We start from the raw sequence: 22649 nt of genomic DNA on the forward strand, positions 1-22649 counted from the left end.
TGTTGTTAAATATCGTTAAGCCATACTGAGCTACATAAAAACCAATGTACTTTTAATGTATGATGATTAATATCAACTATATACCAATAAGGTGATATTAATTATTTAAAAACAATTAACCATTAAAATCAAACATTATGACAAAGAGATTTTTAACACTAGTAGCTGTAGCCATATTTACACTTTCATTCTCTAGCTGTAGAGAAAAAACAACAGGAGAAAAAGTAGGTAACGCAGTAGAAAACGCTGTAGATGATGTTGAGAATGCCGTAGATTAATCATCAATACATATAAACAAGAAGCCTTTCTATAACAAGAAAGGCTTTTTTTTGTGATCTAAAATTAAAAAAGGTCTTAACACTGTAGCGTTAAGACCTTTTATTATCCAGAGGAGGGTATAGATAACGATGGCTATTTATTAATCTATTGTAAACGAAACCTTATACGCTCAAATAGTCAATACAATTTATATACGTCAAAACAAGAATTATGGATCTCTAGAGAAAAAAATATTGCGCAAAAAACACTCACAGCAAGCACGTTACCATAAATATCCTAAGCTATGGAAACAAATTTTGTAAGTGCCTGTATAATGCTACGTCAAAGAACTCATAACAATCATACAGTCTCTAAAATAGAAACTGAAATAAAAAAATCAAATAAAGAAAAAATTGCTATGAAAAAATTAATCTCAATGTTCGTTTTACTTTTATCTGTAACATTTGCAGCACAAGCGCAAGATAAAATGATGAAAGATGCTCCTACAAAAGTTATTGCCTTAGAGCAAACTAAAGGTGAGTTCACTCAAAAACAAATCGTTGTAAATGAAGGAACTTACACCTTCTCTATTGCAAATAACAACGTAGGTACAGATGTAGGGTTTGTTTTAGTGCCAAAAGGTAAAGACATTTCAAATCCAGAAAATCACATTAAAACGGCTTATGTAACTGCCGTTGTACCTAACAATACGACAGGTAGCTCAAACGCAACTACACTTAAAAAAGGTGAGTACGTATACTTCTGCCCGCTTAACAAAACAACTACAGATAACGTTCTTATAGTACAATAAGATACACTACTGTTATCAAAGCCCCATACATAAGGTATGGGGCTTTTTTTTGGTTATTTTTGAACCAGAAAACTATCACTATGAAAAAATACATCGCATTACTATCTCTTTTTGCCATAACGATAAGTTGTAATGAAAATTCAAAAACAGCAACTCAAGATGAAGCAGAAGTAGCATTTACTCCCACTACCGAAGCCGAAAAAATTGCTTATGCAAACGGTATAGAAAACTGGGATAAGGTAACACAGCTAGACTTCACCTTTAATGTAGATCGCGGGGGTAATACCGTCGCAAAACGTTCTTGGTCTTGGAAACCAAAACAAAATGAAGTCACAATGACCGCTGCCAGCGATACCGTTACTTACAATCGTGCAAGCGTAGACAGTACATCTATGGCGGCAGACCAAGGTTTTATAAATGATAAATACTGGCTACTTGCACCTTACCAGATATTATGGGATGAAGGAACAACAGTAACTGTAAATGATAGTGTTATGAGTCCGCTTTCGCGAAAGCGTAGTCATAAACTTACCTTACTTTATGGAGATGAAGGTGGTTATACACCAGGAGATGCTTATGATTTTTATTACGGTAATGATTATCGTATCACAGAGTGGGTTTTTAGAAAGGCAAATGCTAGCGAGCCGTCTATGATTACCACTTTTGAGGGTTATGAAGATATAAATGGCTTACAGATTGCTACAGATCATAAAAGTGAAGATGGCAGTTTTAGGCTCTATTTTACAGATGTAAAAGCATACAATTAATATGAGTTTTAGTCAAAAAAGCAAAAGCCCAAAGTGGAATTTAATCACCTTGGGCTTTTTTATATTTCTAAGTTCCTTAATGCTATCATACAGCGATTATGGAACGCTACAGAAGTCTTCACAGTCTATTGTATACATACCTGTCATTATAGGCATTGCAAGCATTATTGTTTATGCGCTATCTAGGCTGTTTACAAAGCGTTACAACTGGATTGTAACGCTACTGGGCATTGCTATTATGCTTATGATTGCTATCCCCATTTTTTTTGGGGCAGCAAAGCATAATTAATTATTTACCCTTAGACATTGCTCTGTGACGCTCTCTTGCTAGTAATGTGTTTTTAAGTAACATAGCAATAGTCATAGGCCCTACTCCACCAGGTACTGGGGTAATAAAACTAGCTTTCTTACTTACAGCATCAAAATCTACATCACCCGTGATGTAATACCCTCTCTCTCTAGACTCGTCTGGGACACGTGTGATACCTACATCTATAATTACTGCATCATCTTTTACCATCTCTGCCTTAAGGAAACCAGGGACACCTAATGCGGTAATAATAATATCTGCTTGCGAGGTAATCTGCGTTATATTTTTTGTGTGACTGTGAGTTAATGTCACCGTAGAGTTTCCTGGAAAACCTTTACGTCCCATAAGGATACTCATAGGTCTTCCTACTATATGACTACGACCTATTACAACAGTATGTTTACCCTTAGTCTCTACACCATAACGATCCATAAGTTCTAATATACCAAATGGTGTTGCAGGTATAAACGTACTCATATCTAGTGACATCTTTCCAAAGTTTGTAGGGTGAAAACCATCTACATCTTTATCTGGATTTACTGCTAGTAGTACCTTTTGAGTATTTATTTGTGGTGGTAATGGTAACTGTACGATAAAGCCATCTATATCATCATTATCATTAAGTTCCTCAATCTTATCTAGCAACTCTATCTCACTAGTGGTATTAGGCATACGTACCATAGTAGACTCAAAGCCTACACGCTCACAAGCGCGCACTTTGCTACCTACATAAGTAAGAGAAGCACCATCATTACCTACAATTACTGCAGCAAGGTGAGGCACCTTCTCGTTATTTGCCTTCATCTTATCAACGTCGGCTTTGATTTCGTTTTTAATGTCGTTTGAGGTTTTTTTACCGTCGAGAATTACCATAAGTGACTCCTTATTATTTTGATTAGTTAGGTATATAAAAGAGCAAAGGCATCCTTTTAGAATGCCTTTGTATATAATTTATTTCATTTGATTCATCATCTGCATCATCTTTCGGCCACCGCCGCCTTGCATCATTTTCATCATTTTGCTCATTTGGTTAAACTGCTTGAGCAACTGGTTTACTTGTTGTACAGAGGTGCCAGATCCTTTTCCTATGCGCTTTTTACGACTTGCGTTTATAGTAGAAGGGTTTTCACGTTCTCCTGGTGTCATAGAGTGTATGATTGCTTCTATATGTTTAAAAGCGTCGTCATCTATATCTACATCCTTGAGCATTTTTCCGGCACCTGGGATCATCCCCATTAGGTCCTTCATATTACCCATTTTCTTTACTTGCTGAATTTGCTTTAAGAAATCGTCAAAACCAAACTGGTTCTTTGCTATCTTCTTTTGAAGCTTTCTAGCTTCTTCCTCATCAAACTGCTCTTGTGCTCTCTCTACTAGTGAGACAACATCTCCCATACCTAAGATACGGTCTGCCATACGAGAAGGATAAAAGACATCTATAGCCTCCATCTTTTCTCCAGTACCTATAAACTTAATAGGTTTATCTACTACAGATTTTATTGAGATTGCTGCTCCACCTCGTGTATCACCATCTAACTTTGTAAGTATAACTCCATCAAAGTTAAGAATATCATTAAAGGCTTTTGCTGTGTTTACAGCATCTTGACCTGTCATTGAGTCTACTACAAAGAGTGTCTCTTGTGGTTGTATAGCAGTGTGTACATCTGCTATTTCTTTCATCATTGCTTCATCTACTGCTAGACGACCTGCGGTATCAATGATTACTACGTTGTGACCGTTTGCTTTCGCGAAAGCGATACCATCTTGAGCAATTTTTACAGGATTCTTCTCATCACGGTCTGAGTATACATCTACCTTAATCTGGTCTCCCACTACGTGTAGCTGGTCTATTGCCGCTGGACGATATACATCACAGGCTACTAGAAGTGGTTTTTTAGTTTTCTTAGTTTTAAGAAAGTTTGCCAGTTTACCAGAGAATGTTGTTTTACCAGAACCTTGCAATCCAGACATAAGGATAATAGACGGAGTTGCAGAAAGGTTTATGCCTGCAGCATCACCTCCCATAAGTTCTGTAAGCTCATCCTTTACTATCTTAACCATTAATTGACCCGGTTGAAGAGTCGTTAACACGTCAGATCCTAGTGCCTTTTGTTTTACACGATTTGTAAATTCTTTGGCAGTTTTAAAGTTAACATCGGCATCTATAAGCGCACGACGTACTTCCTTAAGAGTTTCGGCTACATTTACTTCTGTAATGCTTCCGTGTCCTTTTAAGACGTGGAGGGCTTTATCTAACTTATCACTTAAATTATCAAACATAGTTTTCTGGTAGTATGTAAAGGTTGCAAATTTAAGAATTTGAAGCGGTTTTGCATAGATTAACAGATGTAGATTCTATAAAAAAGAACCAAAAAAATATGGCTACCTATAAAGATAGCCATATCATATATGTCGCTTACTCAGTACTGCGATTGCCTCACCTACTCACAATCTTCTGGAATTAAGTTTATAGCAGCAACTGTATACTCAAGTGTATCTGGGTTTTCAATACGGGCATAAACTACTTGAGTTCCCGCTGTAGCACTTATAATATATTGATCTACAAGTACATTTATTGCAGCATCTGCATCACTTTGAGAAGCATAGTAGGTAATACCCCACTCTACTAGTGGTGATACTTCACCCGTGACCTCATCTACTTCTTGTTGTGGTGCCGCGATAATTACAACACAATCATCATAATCTGATAATGTAAATGAAGCTTCTCCATCTATAATACAACTCTCAAAGTCTAAAGTTTTACAATAGTCTGCCTCATCACATTCTTTATTGAGCACAAAAGAAACACCCTCATCATTTTCAATAGTAAAACTATTATTGTTGTCTACAATTAACTTCCAATCAAAATTCCAATCTGATTGTACATCTCCATCTCCCTGTAGATTAATATTAACGTGTACCTCTCCTTCTATTGCAAAAACAATCCAAGTCCCATTATAAGACTCTCCTCTATAATAAAACTCTGTGAGGCCTTCATTACCGTTGTCAAAAACGGCATTTGTATAGGTGTTAAAAACCTCATCTTCTGGTAACATCACTTCCCAAACACATTCAAGAAGCAACTCTGTTCCCGATTCTATGAGTTGTTGCTCTTCCTCGGCCCTACAAGCAATTATTGCTTCCTCAAGCTCTTCTTTATTTGCTACTTCAAAAGTAGTTCCATCTTCTAGCTGACTAGTTATAGGAAAACTTACATTTATAAAGTGATTTTCTTCTATGCTACTTAGTAGAGACGCAAACTCACTATCATTTGAAACGGTTTGAGATGAAATAATCTGTAAATCTTCATTATACTCAATAACAACAAAGGAATACACAAAGTCTATACAAGTAACTTCTCGAGCATCTGGATCATCTGTAACAATACGATCTATTAAATTAAAAAGGTTAGACTCTTCGGCAATAAGGTCTGCTGTTGTGATTTGACTTAAATCGTCTACATCTTCATTATCGCAACTAGCAAAAACTAGAAGTGCAAAAATTGAGAGGATTATGTGTGATAGTTTCATAGATAAAATTTAATTGATGATTATTGAATATCTGTTTATACCTATAAGACTACTATCTACGTATAGGTTGCGTTATTTTTACTATTATCTATAGAAAAATATTATTGTGCTGAATATGATAATTTTTTGCACAAAAAAAGCCTCCTTGAATAAGGAGGCTTTTTATAAATTAAAGTATAAGAATTACTTCTTAAACTTAGCGTATTTGTTTTTGAACTTGTCAATACGTCCAGCTGTATCTACTAGCTTAGCTTTACCAGTATAGAATGGGTGTGACGTTCTTGAGATTTCAAGTTTGATTAAAGGATACTCAGTTCCTTCTATCTCAATTGTTTCTTTTGTATCTGCAGCAGACTTAGTTAAGAACACCTCATCGTTAGACATATCCTTAAATGCTACTACTCTAAAATTTTCTGGGTGTATTCCTGCTTTCATCTTAATTCAGTGCTTTAATATTCGATTTTTCGAGGTGCAAATTTACATAATTTTTAAAAAACTACAACTATTATTTAAAATAATTCTCACCTATTGTACGAAGTTACGATTTTTATAGGCTCGATGTAACGATATTGTATCTTTGTGTACTAACTAGCCATAACCAAACCATCATACTATTATGAAAATTGAAACTACAAACACGACCACTATCAAAGATGTAATGATTAAATTCGGTGTCGTACTTGGTGTAATGTCTATACTCTTCAATGTTGTACTTTATGCAACAGATAATTTTCTTGCACCACACTGGTCACTAGGGGTTTTAAACTTTGTGATTACAATCATTATAATTATAATGGCTCTAAAAGCTTTTAAACAAGGCAATGGCGGGTTTATGAAGCTTGGTCAAGCGATAAAAATTGGACTAGGCGTATCACTTATAGCAGCACTACTAGGAGGTATATGGCTTCTTATACTCACCCAAGTGCTAGAGCCTAATTATTCTGAACTTGCACTAGATGCGGCTCGTAATCAAATAATCGAGATGTACCCAGATATGAGTGATGCACAGTTAGACCAATCTATTTCTTTTCAAGAGCCTTTCACAAAGATTAGCTTTATGTTACCAGTAGCTATAATGATGTCTCTGTTTTTTGGTTTTATCATATCGCTTATAGGTGGATTAATATTAAAGAAAGAGAACCCGCACGCAGACGCTTAGAAAATACATATGCAAATATCTGTTGTTATCCCTCTACTTAACGAGGAAGAATCACTAAATGAATTACACCATTGGATTTCAGAAACCCTGGATTCCAATGGTTTTTCTTATGAAATCATATTTGTAGATGATGGTAGTACAGATGGCTCTTGGGAGGTGATAAGTACGCTTTCGCGAAAGCGTAACAACATAAAAGCGATACGTTTTAATCGCAATTTTGGAAAATCACAAGCGCTACACGCTGGTTTTAAAGCTGCCGAAGGTGATGTAATTATCACAATGGATGCAGACCTTCAAGACAATCCCGAAGAGATCCCTGAGCTCTATAAAATGATTACAGAACAAAATTTTGATCTTGTCTCTGGCTGGAAAAAGAAGCGCTACGACTCTGTAATTGCAAAAAACTTACCTTCAAAACTCTTTAACGCCGCCGCTCGTAAAACGAGTGGTCTTAAACTACACGACTTTAACTGCGGTCTTAAGGCTTATAAAAATGAAGTTATAAAAACAGTCGATGTTTATGGCGAGATGCACAGATACATCCCTGTACTGGCAAAAAATGCTGGTTTTTCTAACATAGGTGAGAAGGTTGTACAGCATCAAGCTCGTAAGTATGGGGAGACTAAGTTTGGGATGGAACGTTTTTTAAACGGTTTTCTTGATCTATTGACTATTTGGTTTTTAGGAAGTTTTGGTAAGCGACCTATGCACCTTTTTGGGGCACTGGGCGTGGTGATGTTTATAGTAGGTTTTGGCTTTGCGGCATATTTAGGTATTGATAAGCTATTCTTAAATAAAGCCGGGAGGCTCATTACACAAAGACCACAGTTTTATATCTCTCTTGTATCTATGCTCATAGGTATACAACTATTTATAGCTGGTTTTATAGGAGAACTCATCTTACGTACAAAGAGAGAAAAGCAACGATACCACATTAAGGAAACATTATAAATCACCTCTTGTTATTAAAGTAAAGAAACCATATGTAGTTCTTTCTTCATAAGTGATTTTATACCAGTATGTATTAGTTGCTAGTTTTCTACCGTTGTGGGTACCATCCCATCCTGGTGAGTTACTTGTGAGTGAGGTCATTTGTTTTCCAAATCTATCAAATACCTCTACGGTCAATCCTGGATAATTTTGAGCATTTATAACGTGCCAGGTGTCATTGTAACCATCGCTGTTAGGTGTAAAGAACTTGGGCGCACCCCTTACTTCTACCTCTCTCGTAATATAATTGCAACCCACTTCATCTCTCACAGCGATATTATAGATGCCAGGAGATAAGTCCTCAAACACATTTGATGTACCAAAAGTCGCTCCTCCATCTATACTGTAATAAATAGTCCCTTCTGCAAGGTAGGCATCTACAATAATCGTGTTACTCTGTAAAAAATCCTCTACTTCTACCTCTACTTGTAATTCTAGCCCTGCTACAACTTCATAATATAGTGAACCACTACAACCTGCAAATAAAGTAACATCTAGTGTATATACTCCTGCCTCTGTTATGAGCAAGTCTTTTGTAGTTTCTCCAGTACTCCACTCATACTCCATAAAGCCTTCTGGACCTTCTAAGACGGTGCCCTCTTCTGTAAAACAAATAACGAGTTCTTGATTTTCTAAGTCTAGAGGTTCACCTAGCGTTATCGATGCTAAACCCACGCCAATACAATCATCTGGCTCACCTAGTCTGTAGTATAACGAAGTGGGTTGAGAAAAATCAAATAGGATTGAACCCTGGATTTCATTGGTCTGTAAACCCGCAAACTCAATAGATTCATATAGACGTATTAAAACGTCAGGATAAATATCTTGCAGAGCATCAATAATGTTTTCTACTTGTACTACTGATGAGTTCTCCCCTTCTACTGATGGGCATATAAGCAACTCGATATCTTCAAAAGGTTGTCCAAGATCGACACTTAGAATAATCTCGGTCGCTCTTCTACAATCTAAAGATGATTGAACACTGGCGTACACCGTTTGTCCATTATTCAAATTAGTATAACTCTCCGGATTAATAATTTGATTTTGGTCTAATAGCGCATCAATTTCAGTTTCATAAAACTGAAGGTTAACTCCACCTACAAGCGTGCCATCTTCAATAAAAAGTACATCAAGCGCGTCATATAGATTAAATTGAGAAATACCATCGAGATTTCCATCTACATCACATTGATATAAAAAAGCAGGTATAATTATTGGCGCTAAGACATTTTTTACAAGCACACTGTAAACCTCTACTAATCCAGACAAATATGTAACCTGTGCAGTAACTGTATATGTACCTACTCCAGAAAAAATATGTGATGGTGCAAGCTGAACACTTTGATTTGAGACTCCAGAATCTGGGTCTCCAAAATCCCAAACAACACTAGTTATCGCATCTTGAGTATTTAAGCTAAATAAAGTTTCATCACCGCTACATAAATTTTCATACTCTATAATGTTTCTATAGTTATCTTCATTTGTTATCGGTAAACCTAAAGAAGAAGTATTATTTCCTAATCCTACCGCTCTAAATTCAAAATTACAATCTACTCCTAGTCTATTAGGCAAGGTTATTACAGATAGTGTAGCACCTCCAAAACTATGATACAGTTTACCATCAATAGAAAGTTGTAATAAGCCTGCAAGGTTAATAAATGGACTTGATAGATAATCTGCTAGCTGTATTCTTGACCCAGGTATATCTGCTACTTGCAGGTTATATTGAAATACTCTAGAATTACCTGTGTCTTGCCCTCCTACAATGGGCACCTTTCCAGAAGCATAAAGCACTTGAGAGTTTGGAGAAAAAGAAGCTCCATAATAAACAACATCATCACCAAGTAATTGCTCATTACTCAAAACGCCAGTACTCATATTGAAATCATATAAATACAATTCACCAGCAAGTGCTGGTTCAAAATAAGAGTGACAGATGGCAACCTTAGAGCCGTCTGGAGAAAATTTTATAGCTCCTCTTATGTTTCTAAAATCGGAAATATTAGGTCCTATTGTAGTTATAACAGGAGTACCTACTCCAGCCGCTGTAACAGGATATGCATAAAAACTATCTTCATACTGAGTTAAAACCCAATAACCATTTGCGTTCCTTACAGCTGTTAGCTTTTCTGAACCTTGATTTAAAATATTTATATTTTTTTCTACCACAGCACCATTACCACCCGCAGCGTTCATATCTACGACAGAATAATTAATACCGTTACCCTGAGCGCTAGACTGGTAATGCTGTACCGCATCTGCAGTAAAAATGTAATATCTAGTAAGGCTGCCAGGTTCTGGTATTATGAGTGTACCATTCGTAGATGAAAGTTCTCCTAGAAGTCCGGTGCCATTTTCCATCACTTCATTATCTGCTGTATAAACTGTAAGTCCATCACTATAAAAAAGAAGAGCTCCAAATGAACTACATATAGCACCACTACTTTCAATAGTGTTGATAACACTTCCATCAAATGGCATTGGGCAACCCTCAGAAAAATCTAACCCTGCCCCATTACCAAAATACCACTTACTCGCTTCGAGCTGACCAAAGCTAACTGTGCTGCATAATAGTAAAAGAAGCGAGAGATTTTTAATTGACATACGTCAAATATCAAATCTATTTATGAGAAATTGGTATTTCCCGATAAAAATTAACACAAAACCGTACTTTTGTTACTCTAACAAATAGAATATTATGGTATACCACGATCCTGCAATTTTAGAAAAGGCAAATGCCTGGCTTACTGACACTTTTGATGCACAGACACAACAAAGCATTAAAAATAACATAGCTCATAACCCAGATGAGCTCGCAGATAGTTTTTATAAAAATCTAGAATTTGGTACAGGAGGTATGCGCGGTGTTATGGGCGCAGGAACCAATAGAATTAATAAATATACCCTAGGTAAAAACACTCAGGGACTCTCAGACTATTTATATACTCAGTTTACAGATGAGCAAATAAGTGTCGCCATAGCTTATGACTGTCGTCACAATAGTAAAGAACTAGCACAAGTTGTAGCAGATGTATTTTCGGCAAATGGCATTAAGGTTTTCTTATTTTCAGACCTAAGACCTACACCAGAGCTTAGCTTTGCTGTGAGACACTTAAACTGTCACTGTGGCATTGTACTCACTGCGAGTCATAACCCACCAGAGTATAACGGTTATAAAGTATACTGGCAAGATGGAGGACAACTAGTGCCACCACAAGATGCTGCAATAATTAAAACCATAGATGCACTAGACTTTAGTGATATAAAGTTTAAGGGTAATGATGATCTCATAGAGCGTATAGACACCACAGTAGATAAAGCTTTTATAGACGCAAGTGTTGCAAAGGTATCTTTTGGTCTTGACAATAAAACCAAAGAAGATTTAGGTATCGTTTTTACTTCTTTACACGGGACTTCTATAACTTTAGTGCCAGACACTTTGAAGCAGGCTGGTTTTACAAACCTATCTATTGTAAAAGAACAAGAAGTACCAGATGGTAACTTCCCTACCGTGGTATCTCCTAACCCAGAAGAGACTGCTGCTCTTAAAATGGCTTTAGAGCTAGGAGAAAAAGAAGGAGCAGATATAGTGATAGGTACAGATCCAGATTGTGATCGCCTAGGTATAGCCGTGAGAGGTGATAATGGTAAACTTACCATACTCAACGGTAACCAGACTATGATCTTAATGACAGATTATTTATTAGAACGCTTTCGCGAAAGCGCAAACCAGCACCCACAACCATTTGTAGGGAGTACAATCGTATCTACACCTATGATGGACGTACTTGCTGCCTCTTACGATGTAGAGTGTAAAACTGGACTTACTGGCTTTAAGTGGATAGCAAAAATGATTGAAGACTACCCACAGCAACACTTTATAGGTGGTGGTGAAGAAAGCTTTGGCTTTATGGTAGGTGATTTTGTGAGAGATAAAGACGCCGTAACCGCTACCCTACTCGCTTGTACCATCGCAGCAGAAGCAAAGAAAAATGGACAAACACTATTTGAAAAACTAAAAGCGCTTTACCTAAAGCACGGATATTATCAAGAGTCTCTAATCTCACTTGTTAAAAAAGGACAATCTGGCGCAGCCGAAATAAAACAAATGCTCAAAGATTTACGTGAGAACCCTATGCAAGAAATAAATGGTAGCAAGGTGACTCGTGTAGAAGATTATCAAGCATCTACTTCTCTTGACCTAGCCACCGGAAACACTACTACCATTGACATTCCAAAATCTAACGTGCTTATTTATTATACAGAAGATGGTAGTAAAGTAGCCGCTAGACCAAGTGGTACAGAGCCAAAAATTAAGTTTTACATAAGCGTTAATGCACCACTTTCATCTCTTGAGGAGTATGACAGTATTACTGCAAATCTAGAAAATCGCATTGCTGGTATAAAAACTGCATTAGGGGTATAAACTTTTTTAGCTTTCGCGAAAGCGCACACATACTTTATGGAATATTTTAAGAAGATTATTTCTTACGCAATGCCTTACAAGGGATATGGGATTCTCAATATCATTTGTAATGTCTTTTATGCATTGTTTAGCACATTAGGTTTTGTAGCACTTATACCTATGCTACAGGTCCTTTTTGATAAAACAAAAACAGTTACCGAAAAACCAGAGTGGAACGGCCTCCTCAAAGCAAAAGACTTTATGGAAGACTCTCTGGGATATTATGTTACAGAAATTGCTAGAGATGATAAAGTGCAAGCCCTCACGCTAATGATAGGATTTGTAATTGCGGTATTCTTACTCAAAAACCTTTTCGGTTATCTAGCGATGTACTTCATTACCTTTTTAAGAAATGGAGTCTTGATGGATATTAGAAATGCAATGTATGAGAAAATTGTCTCACTACCTGTGGCTTACTTTACAGAAAAACGCAAGGGTGACACCATTGCTCGTGTCACATCAGACGTGCAGGAGGTACAGCATTCATTTTTAAGCATCCTTGAGCTCATTGTAAGAGAACCTCTTACCATCATATTTGCACTGGGAACTATGTTTTTACTCAGCCCGCAGCTGGCAGTATTTGTGCTTACATTTATACCTATAATGGGATTTGTAATATCACTCATAGGCAAGCGTCTTAAAAAGAAGTCTGACCGTGTACAACGTGAGCAAGGAGAGATTTTATCAAAACTAGAAGAAACTCTAGGCGGACTTAAAATCATAAAAAGTTTTAATGCCGAAGACCGTTTTCAAGATAGCTTTAACACGAGCACAAAACGCTTTAATGATTATGCAAACAGCTTGATGCAACGCCAGGCTCTTGCCTCTCCTACTAGTGAGTTTTTAGGTATTGTAGTGATAGGTGTTTTACTTTGGTTTGGTGGTAATATGGTGCTTACAGAAGGAACTCTAGATGGCCCTACATTTATCGCATTTATGGGACTCGCTTATGGGATATTAACCCCGGCTAAAGCATTTTCTAAAGCTAGTTACAGTGTAAAACGTGGTAATGCCTCTGCTCAACGTATTCTAGAAATTCTTGAAACAGAAAATACGATTACAAATAAAGATATCACAACACCAGTAGAAGGCTTTGCAAAGGCTATTGCGATTAATAATATTTCATTTAAGTATGAAGAACAACTAGTACTTAAGAATTTCACACTTAACGTCCCAAAAGGCAAAACAGTTGCACTAGTAGGCCAGTCTGGTTCTGGTAAGAGTACCATTGCAAACCTACTTACCCGTTTTTATGATGTCGTTTCTGGTGATATTACAGTAGATGGGGTAGACATACGCGATATGTCTCTTAAAGACTTAAGAAAAAATATAGGTATTGTAACGCAAGATGCTATTCTATTTAACGATTCCCTACGCAATAATATGATTGTAGGTAAAGCAAATGCAACAGACCAAGAGATTATAGAATCACTTAAAATTGCAAATGCTTGGGAGTTTGTAAAAGAGCTTCCAGAAGGTCTTGATACTAATATAGGTGATAGTGGTAATAAGCTAAGTGGTGGACAAAAGCAGCGACTGTCTATCGCGAGAGCAGTGCTTAAAAACCCGCCTATTATGATACTTGATGAAGCTACCTCTGCTCTTGATACAGAGAGTGAGCGTCTCGTGCAAAAGGCCCTAGAAAATATGATGAAAAATCGTACCTCTATTGTGATTGCTCACAGACTCTCAACTATTCAAAATGCAGATGAGATTGTGGTTATGCAAAAAGGTGAAATTGTAGAACAAGGAAAACATCAAGAATTAATAGATCAGAAAGGAATGTACCACAAACTGGTATCTATGCAATCTTTTGAGGAGTAGACTACTCTTCTTTTACAATAATAACGGTAGCGGTAAATCCAGAAGCAAGAAACCAAGAGTTTGACGAGATGACCTGTCGCTCATCATCATACATAACAAACTGTGCAGTATTTGCTCCTACAGAGCCTTGATTTAAGGCCTTTACTTCTATTTTATTAAAACCTTTTACAAGATCAAGATAAAAACCTTGAAACTCTCCTTCTAAAAAGATACGAGGGTGAATTACTGTACCATTAACGCTTACACTCACGAGGTCACCATCTACAGTACCGTGATCACGATACGTAAAGTTTACAAACTTAGAGCCACTTTTAAAATCTCCTAGATATTGATCTCTATAATATTCTGGCTTTAATTTTTCTTTATCCTTTGCGTTAGAGTTATTCATTTTATTCTCAAGAGCGCTAAAGTCTTTTTTTGCAAAATCGTCTCCTTTTATGAGATTGATTTCGCGCTTTTCCTTTGCGGCAAAAGGGTCGCTTAACTTTATCTTACTCTTAAATATGAGTGATCCAGACTGTATCGTGTTATCCTTTTTTGGAGCTGTAGGTGATACAAAAACTTCTGTAGGCACCTCATTAGGTTGTTCTCCCTTTATTTCTATAGAAGCTCTAGGTGCATCTATCTGCGCATTTACTGTACCTGCAAAGCATACCACTACACCCAGTGTAATGAGCCATAACGTTATGGGAGAAATAGTTTTCAAGGGGTCAATTCGTTTTTTTAAAAATGTGACATTATGTAATAAGGGTGTTACACAAAGTATGCCAATAGTGGATTTTAGTACGCTTTCGCGAAAGCGTTATCTCATTAATCTACATTCAAATATAAAATAATTACAACTCTTAACGTATTTAATAGGTAGTGAAAAAATAGAATCCATTACAATTACAAAGAAATAAATACAAAAGTAAGGCGTTCTTTAGTCAACAATCTCAAATGACTAATTATGAAATTATACATATTAATTTTTACCCTTGTAAGTATTTCAATTTTCACCTCTTGTAGCTCAAGAGACGATGATGGAGGTGGTGATGATAGCATTGCTTGTCTTAACTTAGGTACCCAAGAATTAAATATTACCATACAAGAATCATACACAACCTTACCATCTAAGGTTTCTGTATTTTTTAAAGTAAATGGTACAGATGGAAGCCCTGTGGCCGGGTTAACTCCTTCCAGCTTTACCATTTTTGAACAAGGTCGCAATGATGACTGTTATAATGAAATCTCTAGCTCAGAAGCATCTGCCGCGATATCTCCAAATGCTCAAATTTTTTCAAACAACACCCTCCTTGTACTTGATTTGAGTAATAGCGTGTTGAGTTCAAGTCTACAAGAATTAAAACAAGCCTCTACCAGTTTTATTACTAATGTGATGCCAGCCGTACCTACAGAATCTTTTAAAATGGCTATTTATTGGTTTGATGGAGAAGATGTACTGCACGAGTTACAACCACTTACTACGAGCGCAACTCAACTTCAAGAGGCTATAGATGGTATTACAGATGACATAAGTAATGACCCCTCTACAGACTTGTATGGAGCTGTAATCAAAGCAGCTACGAATGCCGAAAATATAGTAGACACCTTAGAAAATGAAGATTTATTTGCAGCTGCATCTGTCGTAATATTTACAGATGGGAAAGATCAAGCTGCTAGATATAGTGAGCAAGAAGCACTAGACGCTGTAAGTAATGCCGGAGAAGATATAAGTTTTTTTACCATAGGTTTAGGCTCAGAAATAGATGAGGAGGTTCTCACAGCAATAGGTAAAACAGGTAGCGCTTTTGCCGAAAATAGTAACGAACTGGAAACTGTTTTTAATGACATATCAAACGGAGTCGCTGGGCAGGCAAATAGTTTCTATCTTTTTGAATATTGTAGCCCAAAACGTGATGGTAGTGGTGATAATGATCTTATTATACAAGTCATAACTGGTGACAGAGATGGTATTGTTCAAACCTCTTTTGATGCAACAGGGTTCACTAGTGGCTGTGAATAACACAATATTTTACTCATTTACAGTACTTTATCGATAACTTTAAACCTATTATCTATTGACATACTCACTTAAAATCTTTAAATTTAAGATTATTACTAAAGATTTAATTTTGACATATGTTAGTATCCGAATCAAATCTTAATTACGAATTACAAGACATCTACATTCTTGATAATGGCACTTTTTACTTCTTTGATAATTTTATTATCTCAGAAATAAAAGAAGGTGTGTTATTTGACTGGGAGATGGCTCAAGAAATTATAACTATCGCAGAGTCTTACTATGGTGTAGGTCAAAAGGTAGCTTACATTTCTAACAGAGTACATCCATACTCACTTGTTCCTCAAGACTGGCTAAAGTTTTTTAAAGCTAGAAACTCTATTAGCGCTTTTGCTGTGGTATCATACAGCCAGCAAGAACGATCTAATATTTTACTAGAACGTTTATTTTTTAAATCAAAAATTAAAAAATTCTTTGATTTAGAAGAAGCAGTAAAATGGGCTATAAGTGAGCAACTAAAGTATGATGATCGTAGAACTACTGCTTAAGTGAAGAATGAATGAGTGGAGATGTATAAAAATTTATACCTAGTATCTCCATTCTAGAATAGTGTTTTTGTAATCTCCCTCTGTAATTATCCCAATTATAATTTGCTGGATTACTCCAGCCTAATTCTGCGTGCCCTATAACTCTAGGGAAAGCCAGATACTCAATATCTTCTGATGTTTGTATTGTCTCTGCCCATAATGGTGATTCTAAACCTAGTAATTGCGAGGTATCTATATCCTTAAATATAGAAGACGGCTGCCAGATATAAGCACTATCTACCTCTACCATACCCGCCCAAGTAAGACCTATGGGAGACTGTTTTGTGTATTTCATATCTAAGTACATCTTCTTAGCCGGTGAGAGAATCACTTTTGCCCCTTTATCTATTCCTTTTTGAGCGGTAGCTTCTTTTTGCCAGTGCTGTATTACATAGGTACTATCTATATCTGCACTTTGTATTTCTTCCCAGCCCACAACACTTTTACCATACTTTTTTACAATAGGAAAAACCTTATTTAAAAATATATTATAGTCCGTTTTTGAAGTAACGTGAGATTCATCACCACCTAGATGCATATACTCTCCAGGAGTTATTGCTGCTACTTCTCTTATTACATCGTCTATAAATTTATACGTGATATCTTTATCTACACATAGCGTACTAAAACCTACACGCATACCTCTATAAAGTTTTGTTGCTTTACCATTGCAATTAAGCTCTGGGTATGATGCAAGAGCTGCATTAGTATGACCTGGCATATCTATTTCGGGAATTACCGTAATATATTTACTTTGTGCATAAGCCACAATTTCCTTGTATTCTTCTTGTGTGTAAAAGCCTGGACTCTCATCACGTACAGATGAGCTTCCTCCTATCTCTGTAAGTTTGGGCCAAGATTTAATTTCAATACGCCATCCTTGATCATCTGTAAGGTGCAAGTGTAGCTTGTTGAGCTTATAAGACGCCATTTGATCTATGACACGCTTTATTTGGTTTACGGTAAAAAAATGTCTGGCTACATCAAGCATCATCCCTCTGTATGCAAATCTAGGCTCATCTATTATACGTATACCTGGTATAACAAGACTATCCAAACGCTTAGCTGCTATTAGACTGTCTGGAAGTAGCTGGGTCAATGTTTGCACACCTTTAAAAAGTCCCGCTTCTGTAGATCCTGCAAGGGCAATTTTATGATGCGTTATGTCTAGCACATAACCCTCTTCAGATTGAATACTATCTGGAGAGACCAGAGAAAATGAGATAACATTTTCTTCTTTCTGGGTGGTTTGTACGGCTTCTTTTAAAAATGGTGTTACCTTAAAGTACTTTTTAAAATCACTAGCCACATTTCTAACTTCTGTGAGCGTGTCACTTACTATAACTGTTTCTATATCAAAAAGAAAACCATATGAGTGCGCTTTTACCTCATTAGGTATAGGGATAAAATTTACATCTTCTATAGTGGTTTCTACAAGCGGTTTTTCTTCTTTACAAGAAAGTATAGCTATCGATATAAAAAGAACCAGTAGGCAACGCATATGTTTATTTTTAGTATAATTAATTAAGCCTGTAATACCCACATTTGAGATAAGCACCTTCTGGAAAACCTATAGGGTGATCTATGTCGTGGTAGGTTTTATCTTCTACATTAAAGGTTCTATTAGACTTTCTTATATGTGCCTCACATATATCAAAAAAGACCTGAGCCTCCACTCTAGAAGAGCAAGACGCTAGTACCAGTAACCCATTTCTCTTAGTGAGCTGCGCTCCCAGTTGTGCCAGTCTTGCATAACTATTTCTAGCAGTAGGCACTTCTCTTGCACTTTTTGCAAAACTAGGTGGGTCTATTACCACAATATCAAACTGCTGTTGCTCATCTATAAGTTGCTGTAATCCCACAAAAGCATCTATAGCCATCGTTCTATGTGTACCCTTATGCGGGTTTAACTTTCCGTTTTGTACGGCCACTTCTAGAGCCTGTGCGCTTATGTCAAGACTCACTACCTCTTTTGCCCCACCAGCAAGCGCGTGTACAGAAAATCCTCCGGCATAACTAAAAACGTCTAGTACGCTCTTTCCTCTAGAAAGTTCTCCCACACGCTTACGGTTGTTGCGATGATCTAAAAAGTAACCTGTTTTATGACCATAAATCACATTTGCCGAAAATTTTACACCGTGCTCCACAAAAGTGACAACGTCGTTTTTAAGTACGCCGTGTATCACCTGTCCATCTGCAAGACCGTAAGTATTGCCTTTACCCACGTTACGACTCAACCTCAACACCATAGTCTCAGTATGAGAAACAGCTAATAAATGTGGTAATACCATCTCTAAGTATGGAAACCAGATAGCACTATATACTTTTACTACAATCACGCTATCGTACACATCGGCAATGAGCCCAGGAAAACCATCATTCTCACCAAAAAGAAGTCGATAACTATTAGTATCTGTACGTAAGAGTTTAGCTCTTTTTTTAAAAGCTACTTGAATTTTATCCCTAAAAAATACTTCGTTTGCAGTAGCTGGGGTACTACTTAGTACCTTAAGACGTATGGGTGAATCTGGATCATAAAGAGCGATACCATACACCTTATCTGCCCTGTTATCAAAAAGAATAGCAAGATCTCCAGCTTGACCTTCCTTATTGAGTTTTGCAATACTATTATCAAAAACCCAAGGGTGCCCTTGTTTAACAAGCTTTTCAGCTCTAGCAGTGAGCTTTACAGCAAGACGTTTGGTTTCAATTTTAGGTAAATCAATCATTAAGGAGCGTTGTATTATTAAAATTACGCTTTCGCGAAAGCGTAAAAAACCAAATTAATCGTAATTTTCCAGTATGAAGATATATCGCACGTTTTTTTTAGTACTATCAGCACTTTTTTTTCTTGCAATGCAAAGCGATCAAGAAAGTCCGCTGGTGAATATAGCCGAATTTGATTCAAAATTTTCATATGATGTACGCTATGCTACAGATGATAATTTTCTAGAACAAACCGTTTACGACTGTGTGCAATGTCTCCTTATACCAGAGGTTGCAGAGGCGCTCGTTGAGGCAAATAATTACTTTTGCGAGTTAGGGTATATGATACAGCTTTATGATTGCTATCGCCCACTCTCTGTACAAAAAAAGATGTGGGAGATTTACCCTAACCCTGGCTACGTGGGCAATCCTTACGGTAGTGGGTCTATACACAACCGTGGTGCTGCAATAGATATGACCATTGTAAAGCTGGATGGCACACCGCTAGATATGGGTAGTGACTATGACTTTTTTGGAAAAGAAGCTCATATAGACCACCCACATAACGATACCATTACGGCAAATAGAAAACAGCTGTGGTCTGTGATGAAAAAATTTGGCTTTTCACCCATACGTACCGAATGGTGGCACTTTAACTATGACGCAAAAAATTACGGGTTAAAAGTGCTCGACATAGACTTTGACTGTGAGTAATTATTTTGGATCTAGTAATTGATTTATACGTGCAATTGCATCTTCATAATGGTACTTAGTCATTGTATCTACACTTGCATTGCGTGCTGACCTTAATGTCTTTTTAAGTTTTTGTAACTCTCCACGTACTAGGGGTCTTACATCTGATGCGCTTATATCATAACGTAAAGCTCCCTCAAAACCTGGTCTTCCAGATCTTGATTTTGGCCCTTCATCTGTCATTAAAAATGCCATACGATCTAAGTATGATCGCTGTAAGTTACGACGATAGATATCTACAGAAGCACCTTTTCTTGTCTCAGACCAGATACCAGACCTCAGGTCTGAAAGCATCTCTAGAGCGCTATAATATTCTGTCTGTGTAGTCTCTGCATCTATTAATCTCCCTAGTCTATCAAAACTTAAAAGTCTATTTAAGTATCTAGATTGTGTTCTTCTTATTTTTTCTGCATAACCGGCGTGGTCTATATTTTGTAAAATAGCAGGGTCTACAAGCCAGGTAGGTGTTTCAAAAAGGTTATTCTGTAACCATTGCATAGATTCCTTTTGTGATGCTTCATCTAGGTGCGTGTACACCACGCCGCCCTGTGCAGGAGTTTTGATATTTTCATATACGCCACCTACGTTAGTCACCACGTGACCTACAAATCTACTATACACCCCTATGAGTTCTCCATAGAGTTCTTCTAGGTCTTGGTAATCGTTTGTTTTGCTAGATGTCCACGACGGTAAGTTTTTCGCTACGTAGCGTAGGTTTTTAATACCATATGTACTTGCCTTTACAGGATCATTACCTATAGCCTCCGTTTGTGATTGTGGGTCAAAGCTACTAGACTGTCTCCCAAATTTATAGATTGGATCTCCTGCTTTTTCCTGAATCCATTGGTTAAGGGTTGCTTTCTCCATTAGTGGTGAGGTAGCATCTGGTATCCATCTATAACCCCAGTTTGTAGCATAGTGATCATAAGGTCCCATCTGTCTCACAAAGCGAATGTTTGTATCTCCTGGCTGTGCGATATAGTTATAACGAGCATAATCCATAAGACTCGCTGCGATACCATTTTTTTGAGTAAATGCCCCATCACGGTATGACGCTACATTATATGCATAACTTGCCGCCATATTGTGAGGAAAACCAAGTGCGTGGCCTACCTCGTGAGCTATCACCATACGCATCATCTCCCCTATCTCCTCTTCTGGAGTATCTAGTGTGCGTGCGCTTGGATTTGCCGCTCCAGTCTCTAGTAAATAACGGTTTCTATAACTTCTTAAGTGATTATGATACCAGATAATGTCACTTTCTATAATCTCCCCGCTACGTGGGTCAGACACGCTAGGGCCCACGGCATTACGAGTTGTACTGGCTACGTAACGCACTACAGAGTAACGTATATCTTCTGGACTAAACTCTGGATCTTCTTCTTGTGTAGGAGCATCTTTTGCTATAATGGCATTTTTAAAACCTGCTGTTTCAAACGGTTTTTGCCAGTCCTCTATACCTTGTTTTATATACTCCTTAAGTGACTCTGGCGTACCAGGGTCTAAATAATATACAATAGGTTTTACAGGGTCTACAAGTTCTCCTCGCTTATATGCTTCTACATCACTAGGCTCTAGTCTCCAGCGGCGTATGTATGTTTTTTGATCTGCCTTGAGCGCCTCACTACCGTAATCATATTGCTTTACTGTAAAGAAGCCTACTCTTGGGTCATACAATCTAGGTTGCATAGGTTGCTCTGGCAGTAATATCATAGACTGGTTTACCTGAAGGCTTATACTCTCTGCAGCCCTCTCTGTAGGTGGCTCTGCCGCATCATATGTAAAGTCTTGTTTTACCTCTATATTTTCTGGAAAACTCTTAACACTGTTTATAAAACTACGATTAGCATCTAGTTTTTTTACTTTATACTGTTTACGTATACGACCAGATAGTGCACTTATACCCTTTACATCAGACGAGAATAGCTTTGTTACATTAATAACAGCTGCTGTAGAGTCTTTATCAAAAGTCTTGATATCAAAGGCGTAGAGTGTAGGCTCATAATTATTTACACGTACAGAATTACTTATCGCCTTTGTACTATCTGCTACACTGGCATATGATTTAATTTTAATAAGTATTTTATCTTGAAAACGCTCCCACTGCACTACTTGCTCATTGGTCTTTGAGCCAGCATTTATATAACCTCCTCCTAATCCATTAGGAATTTGAGCAATACGGGTTACCCACAGCATATCTTTATTAAGCTGTGAGAAAGGAATCTCATAAAAGAACTCATCCTTAACTTTATGTACTTGAAATAATCCAGAATCTGTAACCGCTTCTTTTGTGATTACTTTATTGTACGGTTTAAAACCACTCTTATCTGGCTTTTCTTCTGGAGCTTTCTTCTCAGTCTTATTTTTAGATTTTTTGCGGCGTGTTTTTTTGCCTTGTGCAAAGGAATCTTGTGTTGTAAAAAAAGTAGCTAATAAACAAAGGAGTAGTATTCTTTTCATCGATAGTGTATTTCTACTCGAAAA

20 protein-coding genes are annotated in these 22649 nt (G+C 37.1%); 11 read left to right on the forward strand and 9 right to left on the reverse strand.

Going from position 1 to position 22649, the window contains the following annotated elements:
• Positions 1 to 137: 137 nt before the first annotated feature.
• From Q0948_RS00885 to Q0948_RS00900, 4 genes are all read left to right on the forward strand, one after another.
• Complete coding sequence (locus tag Q0948_RS00885) at positions 138 to 278, forward strand: hypothetical protein (RefSeq protein ID WP_298348450.1); 141 nt, start codon at positions 138 to 140, stop codon at positions 276 to 278.
• Positions 279 to 676: 398 nt separating this feature from the next.
• Positions 677 to 1069 (forward strand): hypothetical protein, encoded by a 393-nt coding sequence (locus tag Q0948_RS00890; protein WP_298348448.1) that lies wholly within the window; start codon positions 677 to 679, stop codon positions 1067 to 1069.
• An 80-nt stretch (positions 1070 to 1149) separates the two neighbouring features.
• Positions 1150 to 1836, forward strand: a complete 687-nt coding sequence (locus Q0948_RS00895; protein WP_298348447.1) for a hypothetical protein — start codon at positions 1150 to 1152, stop codon at positions 1834 to 1836.
• Positions 1837 to 1915: 79 nt separating this feature from the next.
• Positions 1916 to 2125 (forward strand): hypothetical protein, encoded by a 210-nt coding sequence (locus Q0948_RS00900; RefSeq protein ID WP_298348445.1) that lies wholly within the window; start codon positions 1916 to 1918, stop codon positions 2123 to 2125.
• On the opposite strand, the gene Q0948_RS00905 is transcribed toward Q0948_RS00900, so the two are convergent.
• The 4 genes from Q0948_RS00905 to Q0948_RS00920 form a co-directional block, all read right to left on the reverse strand.
• Positions 2126 to 3019 (reverse strand): bifunctional 5,10-methylenetetrahydrofolate dehydrogenase/5,10-methenyltetrahydrofolate cyclohydrolase, encoded by an 894-nt coding sequence (locus tag Q0948_RS00905; RefSeq protein WP_298348442.1) that lies wholly within the window; start codon positions 3017 to 3019, stop codon positions 2126 to 2128. It lies immediately after the preceding gene.
• Between the two features lie 78 nt (positions 3020 to 3097).
• A complete protein-coding gene (gene ffh, locus Q0948_RS00910) occupies positions 3098 to 4426 on the reverse strand; it encodes a signal recognition particle protein (protein WP_021778756.1) in 1329 nt (442 codons plus the stop codon).
• Between the two features lie 161 nt (positions 4427 to 4587).
• On the reverse strand, positions 4588 to 5676 hold the full coding sequence (locus Q0948_RS00915; protein WP_298348440.1) for a hypothetical protein: 1089 nt from the start codon (positions 5674 to 5676) through the stop codon (positions 4588 to 4590).
• 183 nt (positions 5677 to 5859) lie between these two features.
• Positions 5860 to 6111 carry a type B 50S ribosomal protein L31 gene (locus tag Q0948_RS00920; RefSeq protein WP_021778754.1) on the reverse strand — a complete coding sequence of 84 codons (252 nt, stop codon included), beginning with the start codon at positions 6109 to 6111 and terminating at the stop codon, positions 5860 to 5862.
• A gap of 181 nt (positions 6112 to 6292) precedes the next feature.
• Between Q0948_RS00920 and Q0948_RS00925 the strand changes: the two genes are divergently transcribed.
• Together Q0948_RS00925 and Q0948_RS00930 are read left to right on the forward strand one after the other, a co-directional pair.
• Positions 6293 to 6835, forward strand: a complete 543-nt coding sequence (locus tag Q0948_RS00925) for a DUF4199 domain-containing protein (RefSeq protein WP_298348436.1) — start codon at positions 6293 to 6295, stop codon at positions 6833 to 6835.
• A 9-nt stretch (positions 6836 to 6844) separates the two neighbouring features.
• Positions 6845 to 7786 (forward strand): glycosyltransferase family 2 protein, encoded by a 942-nt coding sequence (locus Q0948_RS00930; protein WP_298348434.1) that lies wholly within the window; start codon positions 6845 to 6847, stop codon positions 7784 to 7786.
• Here Q0948_RS00930 and Q0948_RS00935 read toward each other — a convergent pair.
• Positions 7781 to 10429 (reverse strand): T9SS type B sorting domain-containing protein, encoded by a 2649-nt coding sequence (locus Q0948_RS00935; protein WP_298348432.1) that lies wholly within the window; start codon positions 10427 to 10429, stop codon positions 7781 to 7783. The two genes, Q0948_RS00930 and Q0948_RS00935, sit on opposite strands and share 6 nt — an antisense overlap.
• A 94-nt stretch (positions 10430 to 10523) precedes the next feature.
• Here Q0948_RS00935 and Q0948_RS00940 point away from each other — a divergent pair, with 94 nt between their 5' ends.
• Complete coding sequence (locus Q0948_RS00940; protein WP_298348430.1) at positions 10524 to 12251, forward strand: phospho-sugar mutase; 1728 nt, start codon at positions 10524 to 10526, stop codon at positions 12249 to 12251.
• A gap of 36 nt (positions 12252 to 12287) precedes the next feature.
• Entirely contained in the window at positions 12288 to 14114 is a 1827-nt protein-coding gene (locus Q0948_RS00945; RefSeq protein ID WP_298348427.1) for an ABC transporter ATP-binding protein, read from the forward strand.
• A 1-nt stretch (position 14115) separates the two neighbouring features.
• On the opposite strand, the gene Q0948_RS00950 is transcribed toward Q0948_RS00945, so the two are convergent.
• Positions 14116 to 14820: a hypothetical protein gene (locus Q0948_RS00950; RefSeq protein ID WP_298348425.1), complete on the reverse strand. Its 705-nt coding sequence runs from the start codon at positions 14818 to 14820 to the stop codon at positions 14116 to 14118.
• Positions 14821 to 15063: 243 nt separating this feature from the next.
• Here Q0948_RS00950 and Q0948_RS00955 point away from each other — a divergent pair, with 243 nt between their 5' ends.
• Positions 15064 to 16119: a VWA domain-containing protein gene (locus Q0948_RS00955; protein ID WP_298348423.1), complete on the forward strand. Its 1056-nt coding sequence runs from the start codon at positions 15064 to 15066 to the stop codon at positions 16117 to 16119.
• Positions 16120 to 16235: 116 nt separating this feature from the next.
• On the forward strand, positions 16236 to 16667 hold the full coding sequence (locus Q0948_RS00960) for a hypothetical protein (RefSeq protein WP_298348421.1): 432 nt from the start codon (positions 16236 to 16238) through the stop codon (positions 16665 to 16667).
• On the opposite strand, the gene Q0948_RS00965 is transcribed toward Q0948_RS00960, so the two are convergent.
• Complete coding sequence (locus tag Q0948_RS00965) at positions 16657 to 18207, reverse strand: family 20 glycosylhydrolase (protein ID WP_298348419.1); 1551 nt, start codon at positions 18205 to 18207, stop codon at positions 16657 to 16659. The two genes, Q0948_RS00960 and Q0948_RS00965, sit on opposite strands and share 11 nt — an antisense overlap.
• Before the next feature lie 19 nt (positions 18208 to 18226).
• Positions 18227 to 19435, reverse strand: a complete 1209-nt coding sequence (locus Q0948_RS00970) for a class I SAM-dependent rRNA methyltransferase (protein WP_298348417.1) — start codon at positions 19433 to 19435, stop codon at positions 18227 to 18229.
• Between the two features lie 73 nt (positions 19436 to 19508).
• Between Q0948_RS00970 and Q0948_RS00975 the strand changes: the two genes are divergently transcribed.
• Positions 19509 to 20126, forward strand: coding sequence for a M15 family metallopeptidase (locus Q0948_RS00975; RefSeq protein ID WP_038597025.1), 618 nt, complete (start codon positions 19509 to 19511; stop codon positions 20124 to 20126).
• On the opposite strand, the gene Q0948_RS00980 is transcribed toward Q0948_RS00975, so the two are convergent.
• Positions 20127 to 22625, reverse strand: a complete 2499-nt coding sequence (locus tag Q0948_RS00980; protein ID WP_298348411.1) for a zinc-dependent metalloprotease — start codon at positions 22623 to 22625, stop codon at positions 20127 to 20129.
• Between the last annotated feature and the right edge of the window lie 24 nt (positions 22626 to 22649).

Source organism: uncultured Dokdonia sp., from assembly GCF_947496725.1.
Lineage (GTDB): Bacteria > Bacteroidota > Bacteroidia > Flavobacteriales > Flavobacteriaceae > Dokdonia.

What these genes read in the sequence shown, in the direction of transcription:
- Q0948_RS00890 (WP_298348448.1), top strand. Translation starts at nt 677, where the DNA reads ATGAAAAAATTAATCTCAATGTTCGTTTTACTTTTATCTGTAACATTT.
- Q0948_RS00980 (WP_298348411.1), bottom strand. Translation starts at nt 22,625, where the DNA reads ATGAAAAGAATACTACTCCTTTGTTTATTAGCTACTTTTTTTACAACA.
- Q0948_RS00885 (WP_298348450.1), top strand. Translation starts at nt 138, where the DNA reads ATGACAAAGAGATTTTTAACACTAGTAGCTGTAGCCATATTTACACTT.
- Q0948_RS00960 (WP_298348421.1), top strand. Translation starts at nt 16,236, where the DNA reads ATGTTAGTATCCGAATCAAATCTTAATTACGAATTACAAGACATCTAC.
- Q0948_RS00955 (WP_298348423.1), top strand. Translation starts at nt 15,064, where the DNA reads ATGAAATTATACATATTAATTTTTACCCTTGTAAGTATTTCAATTTTC.
- Q0948_RS00965 (WP_298348419.1), bottom strand. Translation starts at nt 18,207, where the DNA reads ATGCGTTGCCTACTGGTTCTTTTTATATCGATAGCTATACTTTCTTGT.
- Q0948_RS00900 (WP_298348445.1), top strand. Translation starts at nt 1,916, where the DNA reads ATGCTATCATACAGCGATTATGGAACGCTACAGAAGTCTTCACAGTCT.
- Q0948_RS00945 (WP_298348427.1), top strand. Translation starts at nt 12,288, where the DNA reads ATGGAATATTTTAAGAAGATTATTTCTTACGCAATGCCTTACAAGGGA.
- Q0948_RS00915 (WP_298348440.1), bottom strand. Translation starts at nt 5,676, where the DNA reads ATGAAACTATCACACATAATCCTCTCAATTTTTGCACTTCTAGTTTTT.
- Q0948_RS00970 (WP_298348417.1), bottom strand. Translation starts at nt 19,435, where the DNA reads ATGATTGATTTACCTAAAATTGAAACCAAACGTCTTGCTGTAAAGCTC.
- Q0948_RS00935 (WP_298348432.1), bottom strand. Translation starts at nt 10,429, where the DNA reads ATGTCAATTAAAAATCTCTCGCTTCTTTTACTATTATGCAGCACAGTT.
- Q0948_RS00905 (WP_298348442.1), bottom strand. Translation starts at nt 3,019, where the DNA reads ATGGTAATTCTCGACGGTAAAAAAACCTCAAACGACATTAAAAACGAA.
- Q0948_RS00940 (WP_298348430.1), top strand. Translation starts at nt 10,524, where the DNA reads ATGGTATACCACGATCCTGCAATTTTAGAAAAGGCAAATGCCTGGCTT.
- ffh (WP_021778756.1), bottom strand. Translation starts at nt 4,426, where the DNA reads ATGTTTGATAATTTAAGTGATAAGTTAGATAAAGCCCTCCACGTCTTA.
- Q0948_RS00930 (WP_298348434.1), top strand. Translation starts at nt 6,845, where the DNA reads ATGCAAATATCTGTTGTTATCCCTCTACTTAACGAGGAAGAATCACTA.
- Q0948_RS00975 (WP_038597025.1), top strand. Translation starts at nt 19,509, where the DNA reads ATGAAGATATATCGCACGTTTTTTTTAGTACTATCAGCACTTTTTTTT.
- Q0948_RS00895 (WP_298348447.1), top strand. Translation starts at nt 1,150, where the DNA reads ATGAAAAAATACATCGCATTACTATCTCTTTTTGCCATAACGATAAGT.
- Q0948_RS00925 (WP_298348436.1), top strand. Translation starts at nt 6,293, where the DNA reads ATGAAAATTGAAACTACAAACACGACCACTATCAAAGATGTAATGATT.
- Q0948_RS00920 (WP_021778754.1), bottom strand. Translation starts at nt 6,111, where the DNA reads ATGAAAGCAGGAATACACCCAGAAAATTTTAGAGTAGTAGCATTTAAG.